General features: G+C 67.4%; 18 protein-coding genes. 8 read left to right on the plus strand and 10 right to left on the minus strand.

The window, feature by feature from the left end:
* Positions 1-2: 2 nt before the first annotated feature.
* From K7711_RS11695 to K7711_RS11710, 4 genes are all read right to left on the minus strand, one after another.
* The gene (locus K7711_RS11695) at positions 3-1,268 is read right to left on the minus strand and encodes a bifunctional 3,4-dihydroxy-2-butanone-4-phosphate synthase/GTP cyclohydrolase II (RefSeq protein ID WP_308014644.1); all 1,266 of its coding nucleotides are present in this window, start codon (positions 1,266-1,268) and stop codon (positions 3-5) included.
* The gene (locus K7711_RS11700; protein WP_222968350.1) at positions 1,265-2,737 is read right to left on the minus strand and encodes a purine-cytosine permease family protein; all 1,473 of its coding nucleotides are present in this window, start codon (positions 2,735-2,737) and stop codon (positions 1,265-1,267) included. The genes K7711_RS11695 and K7711_RS11700 overlap by 4 nt, the downstream gene beginning before the upstream one ends.
* Positions 2,738-2,811: 74 nt before the next feature.
* Positions 2,812-3,318, minus strand: a complete 507-nt coding sequence (locus K7711_RS11705; RefSeq protein WP_222968352.1) for a flavin reductase family protein — start codon at positions 3,316-3,318, stop codon at positions 2,812-2,814.
* Positions 3,319-3,347: 29 nt separating this feature from the next.
* Positions 3,348-3,773 carry an ester cyclase gene (locus K7711_RS11710; protein ID WP_222968354.1) on the minus strand — a complete coding sequence of 142 codons (426 nt, stop codon included), beginning with the start codon at positions 3,771-3,773 and terminating at the stop codon, positions 3,348-3,350.
* A gap of 374 nt (positions 3,774-4,147) precedes the next feature.
* On the opposite strand from K7711_RS11710, the gene K7711_RS11715 reads away from it, so the two are divergent.
* The 6 genes from K7711_RS11715 to K7711_RS11740 all read left to right on the plus strand — a co-directional run bounded on the left by K7711_RS11715 (position 4,148) and on the right by K7711_RS11740 (position 9,492).
* On the plus strand, positions 4,148-4,771 hold the full coding sequence (locus K7711_RS11715; RefSeq protein ID WP_222968356.1) for an amino acid synthesis family protein: 624 nt from the start codon (positions 4,148-4,150) through the stop codon (positions 4,769-4,771).
* On the plus strand, positions 4,768-5,319 hold the full coding sequence (locus K7711_RS11720) for an amino acid synthesis family protein (protein ID WP_222968358.1): 552 nt from the start codon (positions 4,768-4,770) through the stop codon (positions 5,317-5,319). The genes K7711_RS11715 and K7711_RS11720 overlap by 4 nt, the downstream gene beginning before the upstream one ends.
* Positions 5,320-5,321: 2 nt before the next feature.
* Positions 5,322-6,053: an alpha/beta fold hydrolase gene (locus K7711_RS11725; protein ID WP_222968360.1), complete on the plus strand. Its 732-nt coding sequence runs from the start codon at positions 5,322-5,324 to the stop codon at positions 6,051-6,053.
* Positions 6,046-7,533 carry an aldehyde dehydrogenase gene (locus K7711_RS11730; RefSeq protein WP_222968362.1) on the plus strand — a complete coding sequence of 496 codons (1,488 nt, stop codon included), beginning with the start codon at positions 6,046-6,048 and terminating at the stop codon, positions 7,531-7,533. The genes K7711_RS11725 and K7711_RS11730 overlap by 8 nt, the downstream gene beginning before the upstream one ends.
* A gap of 12 nt (positions 7,534-7,545) precedes the next feature.
* Positions 7,546-8,589, plus strand: a complete 1,044-nt coding sequence (locus K7711_RS11735) for an LLM class flavin-dependent oxidoreductase (RefSeq protein WP_222968364.1) — start codon at positions 7,546-7,548, stop codon at positions 8,587-8,589.
* A gap of 168 nt (positions 8,590-8,757) precedes the next feature.
* Entirely contained in the window at positions 8,758-9,492 is a 735-nt protein-coding gene (locus tag K7711_RS11740) for a GntR family transcriptional regulator (RefSeq protein ID WP_235747014.1), read from the plus strand.
* Positions 9,493-9,720: 228 nt separating this feature from the next.
* Here K7711_RS11740 and K7711_RS11745 read toward each other — a convergent pair whose 3' ends face one another.
* Positions 9,721-10,101, minus strand: coding sequence for a VOC family protein (locus K7711_RS11745; protein ID WP_222968366.1), 381 nt, complete (start codon positions 10,099-10,101; stop codon positions 9,721-9,723).
* A gap of 254 nt (positions 10,102-10,355) precedes the next feature.
* On the opposite strand from K7711_RS11745, the gene K7711_RS11750 reads away from it, so the two are divergent.
* Entirely contained in the window at positions 10,356-11,240 is an 885-nt protein-coding gene (locus tag K7711_RS11750) for an alpha/beta fold hydrolase (protein WP_222968368.1), read from the plus strand.
* A gap of 47 nt (positions 11,241-11,287) precedes the next feature.
* On the opposite strand, the gene K7711_RS11755 is transcribed toward K7711_RS11750, so the two are convergent.
* The 5 genes from K7711_RS11755 to K7711_RS11775 form a co-directional block, all read right to left on the minus strand.
* A complete protein-coding gene (locus K7711_RS11755) occupies positions 11,288-12,043 on the minus strand; it encodes a class II glutamine amidotransferase (protein ID WP_222968376.1) in 756 nt (251 codons plus the stop codon).
* A 53-nt stretch (positions 12,044-12,096) separates the two neighbouring features.
* Positions 12,097-12,933 (minus strand): amino acid ABC transporter permease, encoded by an 837-nt coding sequence (locus K7711_RS11760; RefSeq protein ID WP_222968378.1) that lies wholly within the window; start codon positions 12,931-12,933, stop codon positions 12,097-12,099.
* A complete protein-coding gene (locus K7711_RS11765; RefSeq protein WP_222968386.1) occupies positions 12,930-13,559 on the minus strand; it encodes an amino acid ABC transporter permease in 630 nt (209 codons plus the stop codon). The genes K7711_RS11760 and K7711_RS11765 overlap by 4 nt, the downstream gene beginning before the upstream one ends.
* A 59-nt stretch (positions 13,560-13,618) precedes the next feature.
* Positions 13,619-14,566, minus strand: a complete 948-nt coding sequence (locus K7711_RS11770; RefSeq protein WP_222968388.1) for a glutamate ABC transporter substrate-binding protein — start codon at positions 14,564-14,566, stop codon at positions 13,619-13,621.
* 87 nt (positions 14,567-14,653) lie between these two features.
* Positions 14,654-15,409, minus strand: a complete 756-nt coding sequence (locus tag K7711_RS11775) for an amino acid ABC transporter ATP-binding protein (RefSeq protein WP_308014646.1) — start codon at positions 15,407-15,409, stop codon at positions 14,654-14,656.
* Between the two features lie 93 nt (positions 15,410-15,502).
* Between K7711_RS11775 and K7711_RS11780 the strand changes: the two genes are divergently transcribed.
* On the plus strand, positions 15,503-16,450 hold the full coding sequence (locus K7711_RS11780; RefSeq protein WP_222968390.1) for a LysR family transcriptional regulator: 948 nt from the start codon (positions 15,503-15,505) through the stop codon (positions 16,448-16,450).
* Positions 16,451-16,686 lie beyond the last annotated feature (236 nt).

Genomic DNA, 16,686 nt, shown 5'->3' on the forward strand with positions numbered 1-16,686 from the left:
GTTCAGGCGTGGCTGGCCGCGGTCGGGTGGGTGGTGGGGGCTCGATGTCCGAGCCGTTCGCGTTTGGTCCGCAGATAGTGCAGGTTGTCGGCGGTCGGGGTGGTGTGGATCGGGGTCGTGCGCAGGACGGTGATGCCGAACGAGGCGAGTTCGGATTCCTTGCGCGGGTTGTTCGTCATCAGGTTGATCGATCGAATATTCAGTGCGGCAAGGACTTTCGCTGCCGTGGTGTAGTCGCGTGCGTCGACGGGCAGGCCGAGGGCGGTGTTGGCGTCGACGGTGTCGTAGCCGTGTTCCTGGAGGTGGTAGGCGCGCAGCTTCTGCATCAGCCCGATCCCGCGGCCCTCGTGGCCGCGCAGGTAGATCACCGCACCGGCCCCGACTCGCGCGATCTCGGCCAGGGCCTGGTCGAGTTGGGGGCCGCAGTCGCAGCGGTGCGAGCCGAAGATGTCTCCGGTGAGGCATTCGGAGTGCACTCGCACCAGTACGTCGTCGCGCTCGGCGAGATCGCCGAGGGTCAGGATCAGATGTTCGGCGCCGTCGTCCGCGGTGACGGCGGTGGCCGCGAACACCCCGTGCGGGGTGGGCAGGCGGATGGCGGGGCCGGTGGTCAGCGGCGCCTGCCATCGTCGGTAGCGCACGAGATCGGCGATGGCGAGCCGGTGCAGGTGGTGCGTGGTGCAGAAGTCGTCGAGATCGGCGCCGCGGGCCGTGGTTCCGTCGTCGTTGACGATCTCGCAGATCGCCCCGGCAGGCCGCATACCGGCCATCGCGACCAGGTCGGTCGCCGCTTCGGTGTGCCCGGCGCGTTCGAGGACCCCGCCGGGCCGCGCCCGCAGCGGGAACACGTGTCCCGGGCGGGTCAGCTGTTCGGGACGAGTGTCGCCGGCGGCTAGCAGCCGAATCGTGCGAGCACGGTCCGCGGCTGAGATCCCCGTGCTCACACCATCTTTCGCGTCGACGCTGATCGCGTACGCGGTGCCCTTGGGATCCTGGTTGTCCGCGCACATGGGCGGCAGTCGCAGCGCGTCGAGCCGGTCACCCGGCATCGGCACGCACAGCACCCCGGATCCGTGCCGCACCGTGAACGCCACCAGTTCCGGTGTCGCGCATTCGGCGGCGAAGATCAGATCGCCCTCGTTCTCCCGGTCGTGATCGTCCACGACCACGATCGGTAGTCCAGCGGCGATCTCGGCGAGCGCGCGCTCGACCTCGGCGGCGAACGCCGCCGACGCGGGCGGCACCGGACGAAATACGTTCTCGCTCACAGTGTCTCCTCGCTCACCGTCATCGGCGCGGCGACCGTCCCGGCGGACTCGGTGAACCTTTTCCCTGCTGTCGATCCGGCGCTGCGGCGCAGGCCGGGAAGCCGATAGGTGAGCAGATAGACGACCGAGGCCACCGCGAAGCCGACGACATAGGTCAGATCACCCCAGCCGGGATGGTGGACGCTCACCCAGCCCTGGTAGAAGGACAGATTCCAGAACGGGACCGAGGCGATCACACCGGCGACCCAGGCGACGAAACCCCATTCCAGCATGCGCGTCTCGTCGTAGAGTTCGCCGATGCGGGCCTTGTCCTTGCGACCGCCGACGAAGTAGTCCAGCAGCAGGGCCGCACCGAACGGTGCGATCAGATACGCGCCCAGGAACAGGAAGTTCTTGAATTTCGCCTCGAAGCCCGCGTCGGCCCACAGGCTGATGATGTAGGAGATGACGCAGATGGCGATGACCGCGGTGCGGCGGCTCACCGGAATCCGCAGTGTCTGAACGGAAATCGCGCCGCCGTAGACGTTGAGGAAGTTCTGCGAGAACGAGGAGAGCATGACCACGATCAGCGCCAGCGGGGCCCACGATCCGGTCAGCCGGGCCAGTGCGTCGATCGGCTGCTCACCCGATACCGCCGATCCGCCCAGGACGGCGCCGGCGATGCCCAGCCAGCTCAGCGTGATGAAATTGCCCGCCACCGTGTAGACCCCGGCGCGCTTGGCGGTGTGGTCGTCGTCGGGCAGATACCGCGAATAGTCCGATGCGAAGGGCCACCAGGCGATCAGGAAGGACAGGAAGAAGCCCGCGAAGGTGATCCAGCCACCGGCTCCGCCGATGTAGAAGCGCGCGTGCGGATTCGCGTGGAAGCCGACCGTCGTGCTGTGGGTGATCGAGACGACGGTGATCATGACGAACCCGAGGAACAGCACGACCGACAGAATCTTCTGCAGGAAGTGGATCATGTTGTACCCGAACACGGCCACCACCAGCTGAATGCTGACCAGCACCAGAGCCGAGAGCCAGAACGGGACGGCCGGTGCGAGCCGGTGAATGGCCTGCGCGCCGAGGATGATCGTCACCGCCGCCCAGCCGATCCCGGCGAAGATGTTGATGTATGCCACGGGAACGAAGTTGCCGAAGAAGCCCAGCGGCCCGCGCGACTGGATCTGCTGCGGCACGCCCAGACGAGCGCCCATCTGGGACAGGATGCCCATCACGGCAGCGCCCAGCAGGGAGCCGAGCACGATCGCCGTCACCGCCGCGGTCAGCGACAGTCCGTAGCTGACGGCCGAGAATCCGAGCACCATGATCGGGAAGTTCATGCCCGCGGCGAACCAGATGGAGAACTGCGAGCGCGGTGTGCCGTGCCGTTCGACGTCGGGGATGTGATCGACACCGTACGGCTCGATCGCGGCGACCTTGCTGCGATACCGCCGGTCTTCGGTGTCCGAGGACGGGGTCTGGGGCATGGAAACCTCCGGAAATGCCACCTGATGCGGCAGAGAACGAGTGAAATCGGTTGGGCGGGTGGTGGATTGCCTGATCAAGGCAGCGGGGTGAGCGCCCCGCCGTCGTAGAATCCACCGGAGCTGTAGACCATCGGCGCCTGTTCGCCGACCTCGGCGTGCACGACGCGGCAGATGAACACCGTATGGGTGCGGGTCTGGAGCCGTTCGCGGATCTCGGTCTCCATCCGCGCACTGCTCTGATCGATCAGCGGGCTGCCGAACGGGCCGGGCCGCCAGGCGAGGTCGCGGAACTTGTCGTCGGATTTGCCGGCGAACGTCGCGGCGACCGGGCCCTGGGCCGCGGACAGGATGTTGATTGCGAGGTGATCTGCGCGGAACAGGCAGTCGTGCGTGTTCGAGGTGCGCTGCACGCAGACCATCACCGTCGGCGGGGTCAGGGAGATACTGGCGAATGCGTTGACCGCCAAGCCTTTCGGAGTGTCACCGTCGATGGCGGTGATCACGGTGACGCCGGTGACGAACTTGCGGTTGACCTGTTTCATCAGGTCGATGTCGGCCGTGGGCTGCGATAGCTGCGACATGGTGTGAACTCCAGGTTGTTGCGGTGGATTCAGTCCTGGCCGAGGCTGATGATGCCCAGCGCGGACAGCAGTGTGCGGGGATCCCATGTCACGAACTCCTCGGTGATGCGGTCGTCCTCGAAACGGGCGAACGTCGCCCCGCTGACCTCGACGCGTCTGCCGGTGGTGGGGATGCCCAGGAATTCGCCGGTATGGCTGCCGGTGCTGTGCCAGCGGATCGCCGCGCAGTCCTGTTCCAGCACGATGTCGTCGATCGTGGTGCTCAGATCGGGGAATGCGGCGCGGGTGGTCAGGACCGAGGCTTTGAAGGTGTCGCGATCCTGCGCCGGGCCGTGGGCGCCGTGACGCTGGTATCGCGGGCTCAGCAGCGCGTCGAACGCGTCGAGGTCCCCGCGGTCCCAGGCGTGGTGCCACGCGTTGGCGATGAGCGCGCGCCGGGCGGTGTGGTCGGTCATGGTGTGCTGCTCCTGCGGATTCCGGGTGTTGTACCGGCCAGAGCGGACCGGTGCGCCGATCGCGCGGCCGGGTGCTCGATGTGACGTGGCCCGTTCCCACGGTCGAGTGGCGGTGTGGCAACCGATGACTCGCCGCGGGGAAGGGGTTCGCCGAGCGACTCTCTCGCCGCTCTGCCATGCAAGCGATTATTAGGCGCGTCACATTCCGGTGTCAATGGGTTCGTGGCACACAGTTGCTTCCGTCGGCCCGGAATGGCGGGGTAAGTGTGCATTACCTGTGTTTATGTGGCCTCTTGTGGTCGCCTCGGCGCCTCGGGGGTGCTGTCGATGACGCCCTCTTGACCAAAACGACACCCCGCTCTACTGTTCCTTGTATGCAAGCGTCCAATGGTGGTGGGGCCCACATCGAGATCCGGAAGCTATCGCTGTATCGCGAGGAGACCCTGACCGAGGCGGGCCGCCCGCCCGTCCGTCCGGCATTCCGCGCCAGCGTCGCGGCCGTGGTGTCCAACCCGTGGGTGGGTACCCCGGCCACCACCGACCTGTCCGCGGCCGCCATCGCGATGGCGCCCCGGCTCGCGAAGGTGTTGACCGACAAGCTGATCGAGGCACTGGGCGGGGTGGATCGGATCGAGGCGTTCGGCAAGGCCGCCATCGTCGGCACCGCCGGGGAGATCGAGCACGGCGGCGCGTTGATCCACACCCCGTACTTCGGAAATCTCGTCCGGGAGTTCCTGCGGGGCGAGTCGATCATCTGCTTCGCCGACGCTCGCGCGGACGCGGGCGAGACGCTCGTCGTACCGCTCTGGCACAAGGAACACGCCGCGACCCGGAGCCACTACCAGACCGTGAGCGCCCGGATCCCCGACGCTCCCCGCGCCGACGAGATCGTCGTCATCGCTGCCGCGTCGACCGGGCCGCGCCCGCATCCGCGCATCGGCGACCGCACCACCGACCCCGCAGTCACCGCTCAGAAATTGGAGGAAGTCCGTTCATGAACGTCCGCAAGATCGTCACCGTCGTCGAGGAGATCCTGACCGAGGGCGGCCGGGCCGTCGCACCGGCCGCGCGTGTCGCCGTCGTCGCCGCCGTCATCGAGAACCCGTGGGCCGGACAGGGTTTCGTGGAAGATCTGAGCACAGGAATCGACGACAACGCCTCACCGCTGGGCGAGCTGCTGGCGCCCCGGGTCGTCGAGGCGCTGGGCGCCGAGCCGCAGGCGTACGGCAAGGCCGCGATCGTGGGGCTGAACGGGGAGATCGAGCACGGTTCGGGCCTGATCCACACCCTGAAGTTCGGTGACCACTTCCGCAAGGCGGCCAACGCCACCACCCTGCTTCCGGCGGTGGAGAAGCGCGGCCCGGCCGGAATCGTGTTCGACATCCCGCTCAAGCACATCACCGACGCCACCATCCGCTCGCACCATCAGACGCTGGAGGTGCGCATCGCCGACGCGCCGCATCCGGACGAGATCGTGATCGCGCTGGCCGCCGCCGCGCAGGGACGTCCGCAGCAGCGCCTCGCGCCGCTGACCACCGAGCAGTAGTCATGAGCAAGCCAGCCATGGTGCTGCTGCACGGCGTCGGGCTCGATCACACGGTCTGGGAGCCGGTCGCCGAACTGCTCGCCGACCGCTACACGGTGATCACTCCCGACCTGCCGGGGCACGGCGCGCGTCCGCCCGCGCCGGTGGGCACCACACTCGCCGACCTCTCTGAGGGGGTGGTCGGCGAGATTCCGGCGGGTTCGCATCTGGTGGGCTTCTCGCTCGGCGCGCTCGTCGCGCAGTACCTCGCACTGCACCGGCCCGGCCTGGCGGCCACGCTGACCTCGGTCAGCTCGGTCTGCCGGCGCACCGAGGCCGAGCGCGCGGCCGTGCTGTCCCGGTTGCAGACCGCGCAGACCGACTTCGAGGCGAGCACCGCCGCATCCATCGGCCGGTGGTACGAGGGCACCGAGGTCGGCCCCGAATGGGTCCGGCGCACGCGAGAGATGTTGGCGGGCAACGACATCTCGTCGTTCGTGCACTGCTACCACGTCTTCGCGACCGCGGATGCCGAACTCGCCCCCGCGCTCGGCGGCATCACCGTTCCGGCACTGGCCGTCACCGGTGGTCAGGACCCGGGCTCCACCCCGGAGATGACGCACCGCCTGGCCTCGGCCCTGCCCGATTGCCGCGAGGTGATCATCCCGAACGCACGGCACATGCTTCCCGTCGAGCGCCCGCGGGAGCTCGTCGATGCCATCACCACTTTCATCGGAGAGCACGTACATGTCTGATCTCGACCAATTGCAGCACTTCATCGGCGGCGAGCCGGTGGCCCCCGAATCCGGCGAGTACTTCGACAGCACCAACCCGGCCAACCGGGAGACGCTGTACCAGGCTGCGCGCGGCAATGCGGCGGATATCCAGCGCGCCGTCGCCGCGGCGCGGGCGGCGTTCGAGGACCCGCGGTGGCGCGATCTGAGCCAGACCCGGCGCGGACGCCTACTGCGCCGCCTGGGCGACCTCATCGGGGAGAACGCCGAGGAACTCGCCCGCATGGAAGTGCTAGACAACGGAAAACTGTTGCGCGAGATGCGAGGTCAGCTCGGCACCGTCCCGGAGTACTACTATTACTACGCCGGTCTGGCCGACAAGATCCACGGCGAGGTCGTTCCGGCCTCGGACCGCCGAGTGCTGAACTACACCCTGCGCGAGCCGCTCGGCGTGGTGGGTGCGATCACCCCCTGGAACTCCCCGCTGACCCTGACGACCAGCAAGCTGGCGCCCGCGCTCGCGGTCGGCAACACGGTGGTCGTCAAGCCGTCGGAATACACCTCGCGAACCGCGTTGCGCCTGGCCGAACTCGCGCTGGAAGCGGGCTTTCCCGAAGGTGTGGTCAACGTCGTGACCGGATTCGGCGCCGAAGCCGGTCAGGCCCTGGTCGATCATCCGGACCTGGCGAAGATCTCGTTCACCGGCAGCACGGCCACCGGGGCGCGGATCGCCGCGGCGACCGCACGGCGATTCATCGGGTCCACGCTCGAGCTCGGCGGCAAGTCGCCCAATATCGTGTTCGAGGACGCGAACGTGGCCAATGCCGCGATGGGAGTGGTCGCGGGCATCTTCGCCGCGGCCGGGCAGACCTGCATCGCGGGCAGCCGCGTCTTCGCCCAGCGCGCGGTCTACGACGAGCTGCTCGAACGAGTCACCGAGCGCGCGAAGACGATTCGGATCGGCGACCCGCTCGATGCGGAGACCGAACTCGGGCCGCTGGCCTTCGAGGATCAGCGCGACAAGGTCGCCGGATACGTCGACCTCGGTCGCAGCGAGGGCGCGCGGGTGCTCACCGGCGGACGGGCCAGCGACGGCGGGCTCGGCGGCTACTTCTACGAGCCTACGATCCTGGTCGACGTGCACAACGACATGCGCGTGGTGCGCGAGGAGATCTTCGGCCCGGTCGTGGCGATCATGCGGTTCGACACCGAGGACGAGGTGGTCCGGCTCGCCAACGACACCGACTACGGTCTGGCCGCCGGCGTGTGGACCGCGAATCTTGCTCGGGCACACCGGATGGCGGGGCGACTGGACGCGGGCACCGTCTGGGTGAACACCTACCGCGCGATGTCGCCGATGTCGCCGCGCCAGGGATTCAAGAGCAGCGGCGTCGGCATCGAGCACGGCACCGAGACGGTCAAGGAGTACACGCGCCTGAAGAGCGTCTGGATCAACACGAGCGAGGATCCCGTCGCGGACCCGTTCACCATGCGGAGCTGAGGAGAGACAGCCATGAGATTTTCGTTGTTCGCGCACATGGAGCGCTGGGACGAGAACGTCACGCACCGAGAGCTTTTCGAGAATCTGGCCGAGCTGGCGCTGATGGCCGAAGCCGGTGGATTCGAGACCGTGTGGATCGGTGAGCACCACGCGATGGAGTACACGATCTCGCCGAGCCCGATGCCGCTGCTGGCCTATCTGGCCGGGCAGACCTCGACCATCCGGCTCGGTGCGGGCACGATCATCGCACCGTTCTGGAATCCGATCCGGGCGGCGGGAGAATGCGCGCTGCTGGACGTGATCAGCAACGGGCGGATGGAGGTGGGCATCGCCCGCGGCGCCTACCAGATCGAATTCGACCGTCTGGCAGGCGGATTGCGCGCCACCGACGGCGGAAAGCACCTGCGCGAGCTGGTGCCCGCGGTGCGCGCGCTGTGGCAGGGCGACTACGCCCACGACGGCGACATCTGGCAGTTCCCGACCGCGACCAGTGTGCCCAAGCCGGTGCAGCAGCCGACGCCGCCGATGTGGATCGCCGCGCGTGATCCGGACTCGCACGACTTCGCCGTCGCGCAGGGCTGCAACGTCATGGTGACGCCGCTGATGAAGGGCGACGAGGAGGTCGCGGATCTCAAGCGCAAGTTCGACACCGCCGTGACGAACCACCCCGAGGTGCCCCAGCCGCAGATCATGGTGTTGCGGCACACCTACGTGCATCCGGCCGACGATCCGGACGGCTGGCGTCCCGCGGCGGAGGGGATCCAGAAGTTCTATCGGACCTTCGACGCGTGGTTCGGGAACAAGACCGTCCCGGACAACGGCTTCCTGGAGCCGAGTCCGGTGTCGAAATTCGCCGAAAGGCCGGAATTCGCACCCGAATCGCTACACAAGACCGCGATGATCGGCACGCCGGAAGAGGTGATCGATCGGCTGCGGTACTACGAGGAACTCGGCATCGACGAATTCAGCTTCTGGACCGACAACACGCTCTCGCACGAGCAGAAGCGCAAGTCGCTCGAGCTGTTCATCAACGAAGTGGTCCCGGCGTTCCGCTGAGGTCGTGGGAAGGATCCGCACCATGCAAGCATCCGGTCGCCGGAGCGCCGAGCCGTTCGCGGTCGGCGACCGGGTGTGTGGTGATCACGTTGTGCGCGCGCAGGACTCGGCGCGTCCTCGCGCCGAGTCCGCCGCTGTGGCCGTCCCGCCACGTACCGTACCGTTGACATGCAAGATACATATGAGACCGCCGAGGGGGTCATGATGGTCGCCGCATCGCGAAGAATCGATACGAGCAATTTCCAGGAACGCGCGGCCGATGGGCTGCGCGAGATGATCATCTCCGGCGAACTCGCTCCCGGACAACCACTGTCCGAGATCACCCTGGCCGAGATATTCGGGATCAGCCGCACACCCATCCGCGAAGCGCTCAAGCAGTTGCAGATCGAGGGTCTGGTGGAGATCCGGCCGCGGATCGGCACCTTCGTCACCGTGCCTTCCCGGCGCGAAATCAACGAGCTGTTCGAGATGAAACAGCTGCTCGAGGGTGGCGCCGCCCGGCTGATGGCCGCCCGGGGCGACGTTCCCGAACTGACCGCGATGAAGGCGAACGTCCGCGCGGCCGATGCCGCCGTGGAGGCCGGGGACGTCGAACGTTACGCCCAGCTGGTGCACGAGTTCCACGAGATCCTCATCGCGGGCGCCGACAACGGCAAACTGGCCACGCACTACCGGCTGCTGATGAACCAGCTGGCCTACGGACGTCTGGTGAAAACCTCACTCGGCCAACCGGGCCGCTCCATCGAATCCGAACACGAACACCACACCGTGCTCGAGCTCATCATCGCCAAGGACGGCATCGGCGCGGAGAACTGCATGCGCAGGCACGTCCACGCCAGCCAGCAGGCACTGATGTCCCAACTCGAAACCTGGCCGCCGCCACTGCCGCAGCCCACACCCTGATCGTCGCCGCGGTGACCGGTGCGTCCGAACGCCGATGGCGGATCGCGTCTGCGCAACGTGGCCGAATGGTGATGTCACAGAGCGACTGCGAGTCGGGCGCTGATGTCACCGTCGATGACGTGCTTGGAGCGCTGGGTCGGCGGAGGTGATCAGATCGCAGAACACGCAGTCGGGCGCGCTCACCGGGACGTCATCCGCCACTCGACCGTGGCTGGAGTGTGGACATGTTCACAGCGGATCGAGCTGGGCTCTCAGCAGGCAGAACTCGTTGCCTTCCGGGTCTGCGAGGACGTGCCAGGACTCCTGGCCGGTCTGGCCGATATCGGCCCGGCGCGCCCCGAGTCGCAGCAGGCGTTCGAGTTCGGCGTCCTGATCGCGGTCGGTGGGGTTGAGATCGATGTGCAGCCGGGGTTTGCCCGGCTCGGGCTCGTGCCTGCGGCTCAGGATGATGGTCGGCTGCGGGCCGCCGAAACCTTCTCGTGGGCCGATCTCGAGGCTGCCGTCGGGCTCTCGGTCGAGGACGACGAAATCCAGTACTTCGCACCAGAATCGGGCCAATAGTTCGGGGTCGCGACAGCCGAGCACGAGTTCACTGATTCGACATGCCATTCGGGGAAAGCTACTCCGGTCAGCGGAACTGCGCGGCCGTCGTGCGCCGTTTCAGTGTTTCCGTGGTTACGTTCGTCGTGCGCGTGTGCGGCGGATCATGGTGATCGAGGCGATCTTGTCGCAATAGGTGGGTACCCGCCAGGCGGATCGGTGGTCTCCGCCAGGCCCACGTTTCATCGAGGGTTCGGAATATGTTGCTGCTCAGACGATTCGGAAGATGATCTCGCCGCAAGCGTGGGTGGCATACTGGCGACATGCCCGAGTACGACGAATTCGGAATGTTCCAGGACAACGCCGCGGAGGCGGGGCTGACGTGGTCCGGGCCGCCCGTGGTGCGGCGTCGGGCGGCGCAGATCGCGTCGGGGCGGCAGGTGAGCGCACTGCAGTGGGGAGCAGGGGAGCCCGAGTTGGTGCTGCTGCACGGCGGCGCCCAGAACGCGCACACCTGGGACACCGTTGCGCTGGCGTTGAATCGTCCGCTGCTCGCGGTGGATCTGCCCGGCCACGGCCATTCGGATTGGTGGCCCGACCACGACTACACCCCGCAGCGCCTCGCCGACGCGGTCGCCGAGGCTTGCGCGGCACTGGCTCCGGCGGCGAGGACCGTGGTCGGCATGTCGCTGGGTGGCCTCACGGCGCTGCGGCTCGCGGCCCGGCATCCGAGCCAGGTGTCCCGGCTGATGCTCGTGGACGTCACCCCGGGCGCCGGGGACGCTCCCGGCAAGACTGCCGCCATCACCGCATTCGTCCACGGACCCGAGGATTTCGCGAGCTTCGAGGAGATCCTCGAACGAACCGTCACCCACAATCCGGGCCGCTCGGTGTCCTCGCTGCGGCGCGGTGTGCTGCACAATGCGCGCCCGCGTCCGGACGGCCGCTGGGAGTGGCGTTACGACCGGCTACGTCCCACCGCCGACGCCCGATTCGACTTCAGCGGTCTCTGGGACGACCTGTCCACCTTGGCGATGCCGCTGCTGCTGGTGCGGGGTTCGCGCTCGCCGGTGGTCGACGACGCCGACGTCGCGGAGCTGCGTCGCCGCCAACCCGACGCGCAGGTGATCATCGTGGCGGACGCGGGTCATTCCATCCAGGGCGACCGCCCGGTCGAACTGGCCGGAATCATCGACCAATTCGACTGAGCCCGAATCGATCTCGCATCCGATGCGAAGCGGGATCGGTCGTCGACTCAGGCGGCGGTGGTGACGGCGTGCGTGGACACACGCAGGTCGCTGCGCCGGATTTCCAGAATTCGCCCGTACGGTAACGTCTCCCACTCCTGGCCGGTGGCGATCCCGTTCGAGGTGACCACCGCGTCGGTGGCGCCGATGCGATAGTGCATGCGAAAGAATTCCGGTCCGCGGCGCCGGCTCACCTCCGATTCGGGATCCTCCTGTGCGTAGGCGTAGAGCGCGCTCTCGGTGAGCAGCAGGCAGTTGAGGCTGCCGAAGGTGGCGCGGGACCCGATGTCGGCCGCGGTGTGGGCGAGGGCGTCGACCGGGTCCGTGTTCTCGCTGCGCAGTCGGCTGAGCACGCGCAGGAAGAAGCGTTCGGAATCGGTGTCACCGGTCGCCCCGGCCAGGAGTTCGGGTTCGATCAGGTCGTCCAGCGCCTCGCGCGGGGAGAAGAAGCCGTTGTGCGCGAAGGCGAGTGTGCCCGCGACGAACGGATGGGTGTTGCCCGGCCGGATCGGCAGGCCCGGGGAGGCCAGACGAAGATGCAGCAGGGCCGCGTCCGCGACACCTCGGGTAGCCGCGCGGTACGCCGGGCTGGCATGGGCGGGATCGGTTCCGCGCGTGATGATCTGCTCACGGCCGCTGCGCGCGGCGATACCCCAGCCGTCGGCGTGTTCGTGCGACAGTGCGGTGAACGGTTCGAGTAGACCGCCGAGCGTCTCGGTCAGTGGTCGGGGGACGCGGGTGACCACGCCGAGCAGACGACACATTCGCCAGAGCCTTTCGATCGGGGGCACCGGGCGAGGACCCGGTGCGGGGGATGTCAGAGACGACGTTCGAGCGAGTCCGCGAACTTCGCCAGTGATGCGTTGACCAGGATGAACGCCGCGGCGGTGACCAGATAGGCGGACAGTAGGGTGTGCTCGTACTCGCCCAGGACCTGTGCGCGATGCAGCAGTTCCAGGAAGCTGACCACATAGCCGAGGGTGGAGTCCTTGAGCAGGCGGACCAACTGGCTGACCAGCGCCGGGACGAGTCGCCGAATCGCCTGCGGCAGAATGACATAGCGCATCGACTGCCAACGCGTGAGCCCGAGACTCTCCGCCGCCTCGCCCTGCCCGGGATCCAGCGCCGCCACACCCGCCCGGACGAGTTCCGCGACCACCGCGGCGTTGGTCAGCACGATGGGAATCACCAACTGCCAGAACGGCGGCAACCCGATGCCCAGCCGCGGCAGGCCGAACAGGAAAAGATAGAGCAGCAGGAGCAGCGGCGTCGCGCGCAGCAGTTCGGTGCAGGTGCGTGAGAGTGCGCGCGGTATTGCGTTGCGGCTCGACCGCATCAGTGCCAGCGCGCCGCCCAGCGGGAAAGCCAGCGCCGCGGCCACGGCGGTGACCAGCAGCGTGTTTCCGGCGCCGGTCAGCAGGTACCGGGAGATCGGCGCGAGCGTGTACACCCGCCACTGATCGGCCGACAGCTGGCCGTGCGCGGCGAACTGGCGAATCACGAAGGCCGCCAACGCGATCAGCGCGAGTGTCGCGCCTGCTGTGGCGATCCGGATCCGGCGGCGTCCCCGGGGGCCGGGTGCGTCGAACAGCGTGTCGCCCGTGCGTGATTCGCTGACGCGCGGTCGTATGCGTTCGGTTACGAGTGTCGTCATCGGTGAATCGCCACCCTCTCTTCGATCCGACCGGCGATCAGCCCGGCAGCCAGCGCGATCACCACATAGATCGCCGTGACCACCACGAAGGAGGTCAGCGGACTACCGGCCTGATTGGCCTGCTGCTGATACCAGAACGTGAGTTCGGAGACCCCGGCCGCGGCGGCCAGTGCGGTCGCCAGGGCCGATCCGATGAATATGTTGGCCAGCGGCTGGACCATCGTGCGCAGTGCCTGCGGCAGGATGACCAGTCGAAGGCATTGGCCCAGCGACATGCCCAGCGCCCGTGCGGCCTCGACCTGACCGCGCGGGACGGTCCGCACGCCGCTGCGCACCACCTCGCAGACGAAGGCCGCCCAGTACAGCGCCATCGCGAGCGCGGCGTTGTAGTACAGCGGGACGAGCAGTCCCACGGTGGGCAGGCCGAAGGTGAACAGCACCAACAGCACCAGCAGGGGCACGTTGCGGAATACCGTGACGTAGGCGGTGGCCGCGGCGCGCAGTGGCGGCACCGGACCGATCCGGCATATCGCCAGGAGTATGCCGAGCGCGAGTGCACCCAGATAGGTCAGTACGACCAGGCCGAGCGTTCGTTCCAGGGCCGGGCCCAGATCCGCCCAAATCACCTCGGGTCTTCCTTCCTGCTTCGTTCTGTTCTGCGCTGTGCTCGAAGGGATTTCGCCGGTCAGCTGCCCGCGACCGAACCGATGGCGGGCGGAGCGGGAACCGGGCCGGGCAGGACCGCGCCGACGGTGGCCTGCCACAGGGCCGCCCACTCGCCGCCGGCTTCGATCTTCTTCAGCCAGTTGTTCACGAAGGTCTTCATCTCCGGGTGGTTCAGCGACAGGCCGATGCCGTAGGGCTCGGTGGTGAACGGCCGGCCGACCACCTTCACCTTGTCCGGCTCCCGGTACGCATCGCCCAGCAGAATCGCCTGGTCCAGCACGTACGCATCGGCGCGGCCCTGTTGAACGGCCTGCACGCACTCGGAATTGGTGTCGAACAGCACCAGCTCGGCCGAGGGCGCATGTTCCTTGACGTCCTGTGCGGCAGTGGAACTGGACTCGGTGCAGACCTTCCTGCCGTTCAGATCGGCAACCTTCGTGATCGAGTTGTCCGCCTTCTTCACCAGGATCGCATCGCCCGAGGAGTAGTACGGACCGGCGAAGCCGACCACCTGCGCGCGTTTGGCATTGATGGTGTAGGTCGCGAAAACCGTGTCCACAGCGCCGTTCTGCAGCAGTGCCTCCCGATTGGCGACCTGGACCTGCACCAATTTCATATTGGTCCGGCCGGTGATGTACTTCGCGAGCATCGCGGCCAGACCGGCGTCGAAGCCGGTCGTCTTACCGGTCATCGGGTCGGTGAGGGAGAACACCGCCGCGGTATCGGTGCCGCCCACGATGAGCTGCCCGCGCGCCTTGATCGTCGCCATCAGGCTGCCCTCGGGGATCTCCGCGGGATCGGCGACCGGCGCCGTGTCCAGGACGCGCTGGTATGCGCCCGAATCCGAGGTGCCGCCGGGGCCGTTGACCGCCGGCAGGGACGATGATCCGCAGGCGGTCAGCAACAGGGCGGTGGCGGTGGCCAGGATCGCGGCGGGCAGTGCGCGGCGCGGCACGGACGTGCTCATGAGCGTGCTCTTTCGACGGTTCGACGGGATGGCCGAAACAGGCGACATCTGCTTCGGCGGGCGAAATATGTTCAGCGGGTGAGAATTTCAGTGCGTGAGGATCTTGGACAGGAAGTCGCGGGCGCGGTCGGTGCGCGGTCCGGCGAAGAAGTCCTGCGGCGGTGCGGATTCCACGATCCGTCCCGCATCGAGGAACACCACGCGATCCGCGACGCGGCGGGCGAAGCCCATCTCGTGGGTGACCACGAGCATCGTCATCCCCTCGGTCGCCAGTTCGCTCATCACGTCCAGGACCTCGTTGGTCATCTCGGGGTCCAACGCGGAGGTCGGCTCGTCGAACAGCAGTACCCGGGGATCCATGGCCAGTGCGCGGGCGATCGCCACCCGCTGCTGCTGGCCGCCGGACAGTTGGGCGGGATAGGCAGATGCCTTGTCGGCCAAGCCGACTCGGGCCAACAGTTCGTGCGCACGTTCCTGTGCCTGGCGCGCCGGTACGCCCCTCACGCGCACCGGGGCCAGGGTGATGTTCTCCAGTACCGTCTTGTGCCCGAAGAGGTTGAAGGACTGGAACACCATGCCCACCTGCGCCCGCATCCGCGCCAGCTCGCGTCCTTCCAGCGGCATCGGGACACCGTCCAGCTGGATCTCCCCGGAGTCGATCGTCTCCAGTCGGTTCACGCAGCGGATCAGCGTCGACTTACCGGAACCGGACGCGCCGAGCAGCACGACCACCTCACCGGCGCGCACCTCGAGATCGATGCCGTGGAGCACCTGATGCGCCCCGAACGATTTGTCGACTCCGGCGAGGCGGAGCAGTGGGTGTGATGCGGAATCGGCAGGCATGGGAAAAGCATGACGAGCCGGAATCCATAGGTCCAATGAAGGTTTCGTCACCTTCGTGTGGAATTTGTTTATGTATCCGCTTAGCCTGGGCCGATGTACGACCCGCGGCAACTCCAGGTCCTGGTCGAGGTCGCCCGGAGTGGCACCTTCACCGCCGCGGCGGACGCGCTCGGTTACACCCAGCCCGCCGTCAGCTACCAGATGCGCACCCTGGAACGCGCTGTCGGAGCGCCACTCACCAGCCGGTACGGGCGACGGGTGCGACTGACTCCCGTCGGCGCGGCACTCGCGCGGCATGCCGAAACAGTCCTTGCCACACTGCGTACCGCGCAGAACGAACTGGCCTCGCTGGTGTCCGAGGGTGGGGGACAGGTGCGGATGTCCGCCTTCCAGAGCGGCTGTGTGGGCTTGGTGCCCTCGGCATTGGCCAGGTTGCGGCGCACCCATCCCGAACTGGAGGTCGTGCTGACCCAGACCGAGTGCGCGATCTCGCATCGGCTGGTGCTCAGCGGTGAGGTGGACCTCGCGGTGGTCTGTGATCTGGACGATGCGGAGAACCCGCCCGATCCACGGCTGCAACGCATTCCGCTGCTGAGTGACCACCGCTGCGTCCTGCTGCCCGCCGATCATCCCGCGGCCAACGCGGCCTCGGTCTCGCTCGACGAACTCGCCGGGGAGCGCTGGATTCTGGAAACCGTCCGCACTCGGTTCCTGGCCGCGTGCCGGGAGGCCGGTTTCACCCCGCGAATCGCCGCGACCTCGGATGATCAGCTCACGATCCACTCGCTGGTGGCCCATCGGATCGGGCTGGCGATCATGAACGAACTCGGCATCGCCGCGCATACGCACCCCCAGGTCGTCGCCCGGCCGCTGCGCGGGTGGCCGACTCGGCACATCTACGCGATGCTGTGGCCGGATCTGCTGAAGTCGGCGCAGGTCTCGGCGATGCTGTCGGCGCTCGGGTCGGCGGCGAGCGCGTTGGGGCTGGGGGCGGCGGTCGAGGTCTCCGGGGATTCGGCTCAGCCCGATCGAGACTGCTGACGTTCCAAGGTATTTGCGCGACGATCACGTTGTGGGTTTCCGGTCGTAGCGGGTAGAGCTGTTCCGCGCGAAGTCGGTCCGTGCGATCGTGCCGGGATCGATTGCGAGGGTCTGACGACGGAGTGCGTCGTCGGCGGTCTCGGTGGTCCGGGGTGATTTGCCCGACATTCGCCAATTGGTCTGCATTGCAAGCATATTCGATCGTCATGTGACCCATCGGAAGTGTGTGCTGGCGG

The organism is Nocardia coffeae (genome assembly GCF_019890715.1).
GTDB classification, from domain to species: Bacteria; Actinomycetota; Actinomycetes; order Mycobacteriales; family Mycobacteriaceae; genus Nocardia; species Nocardia jiangxiensis.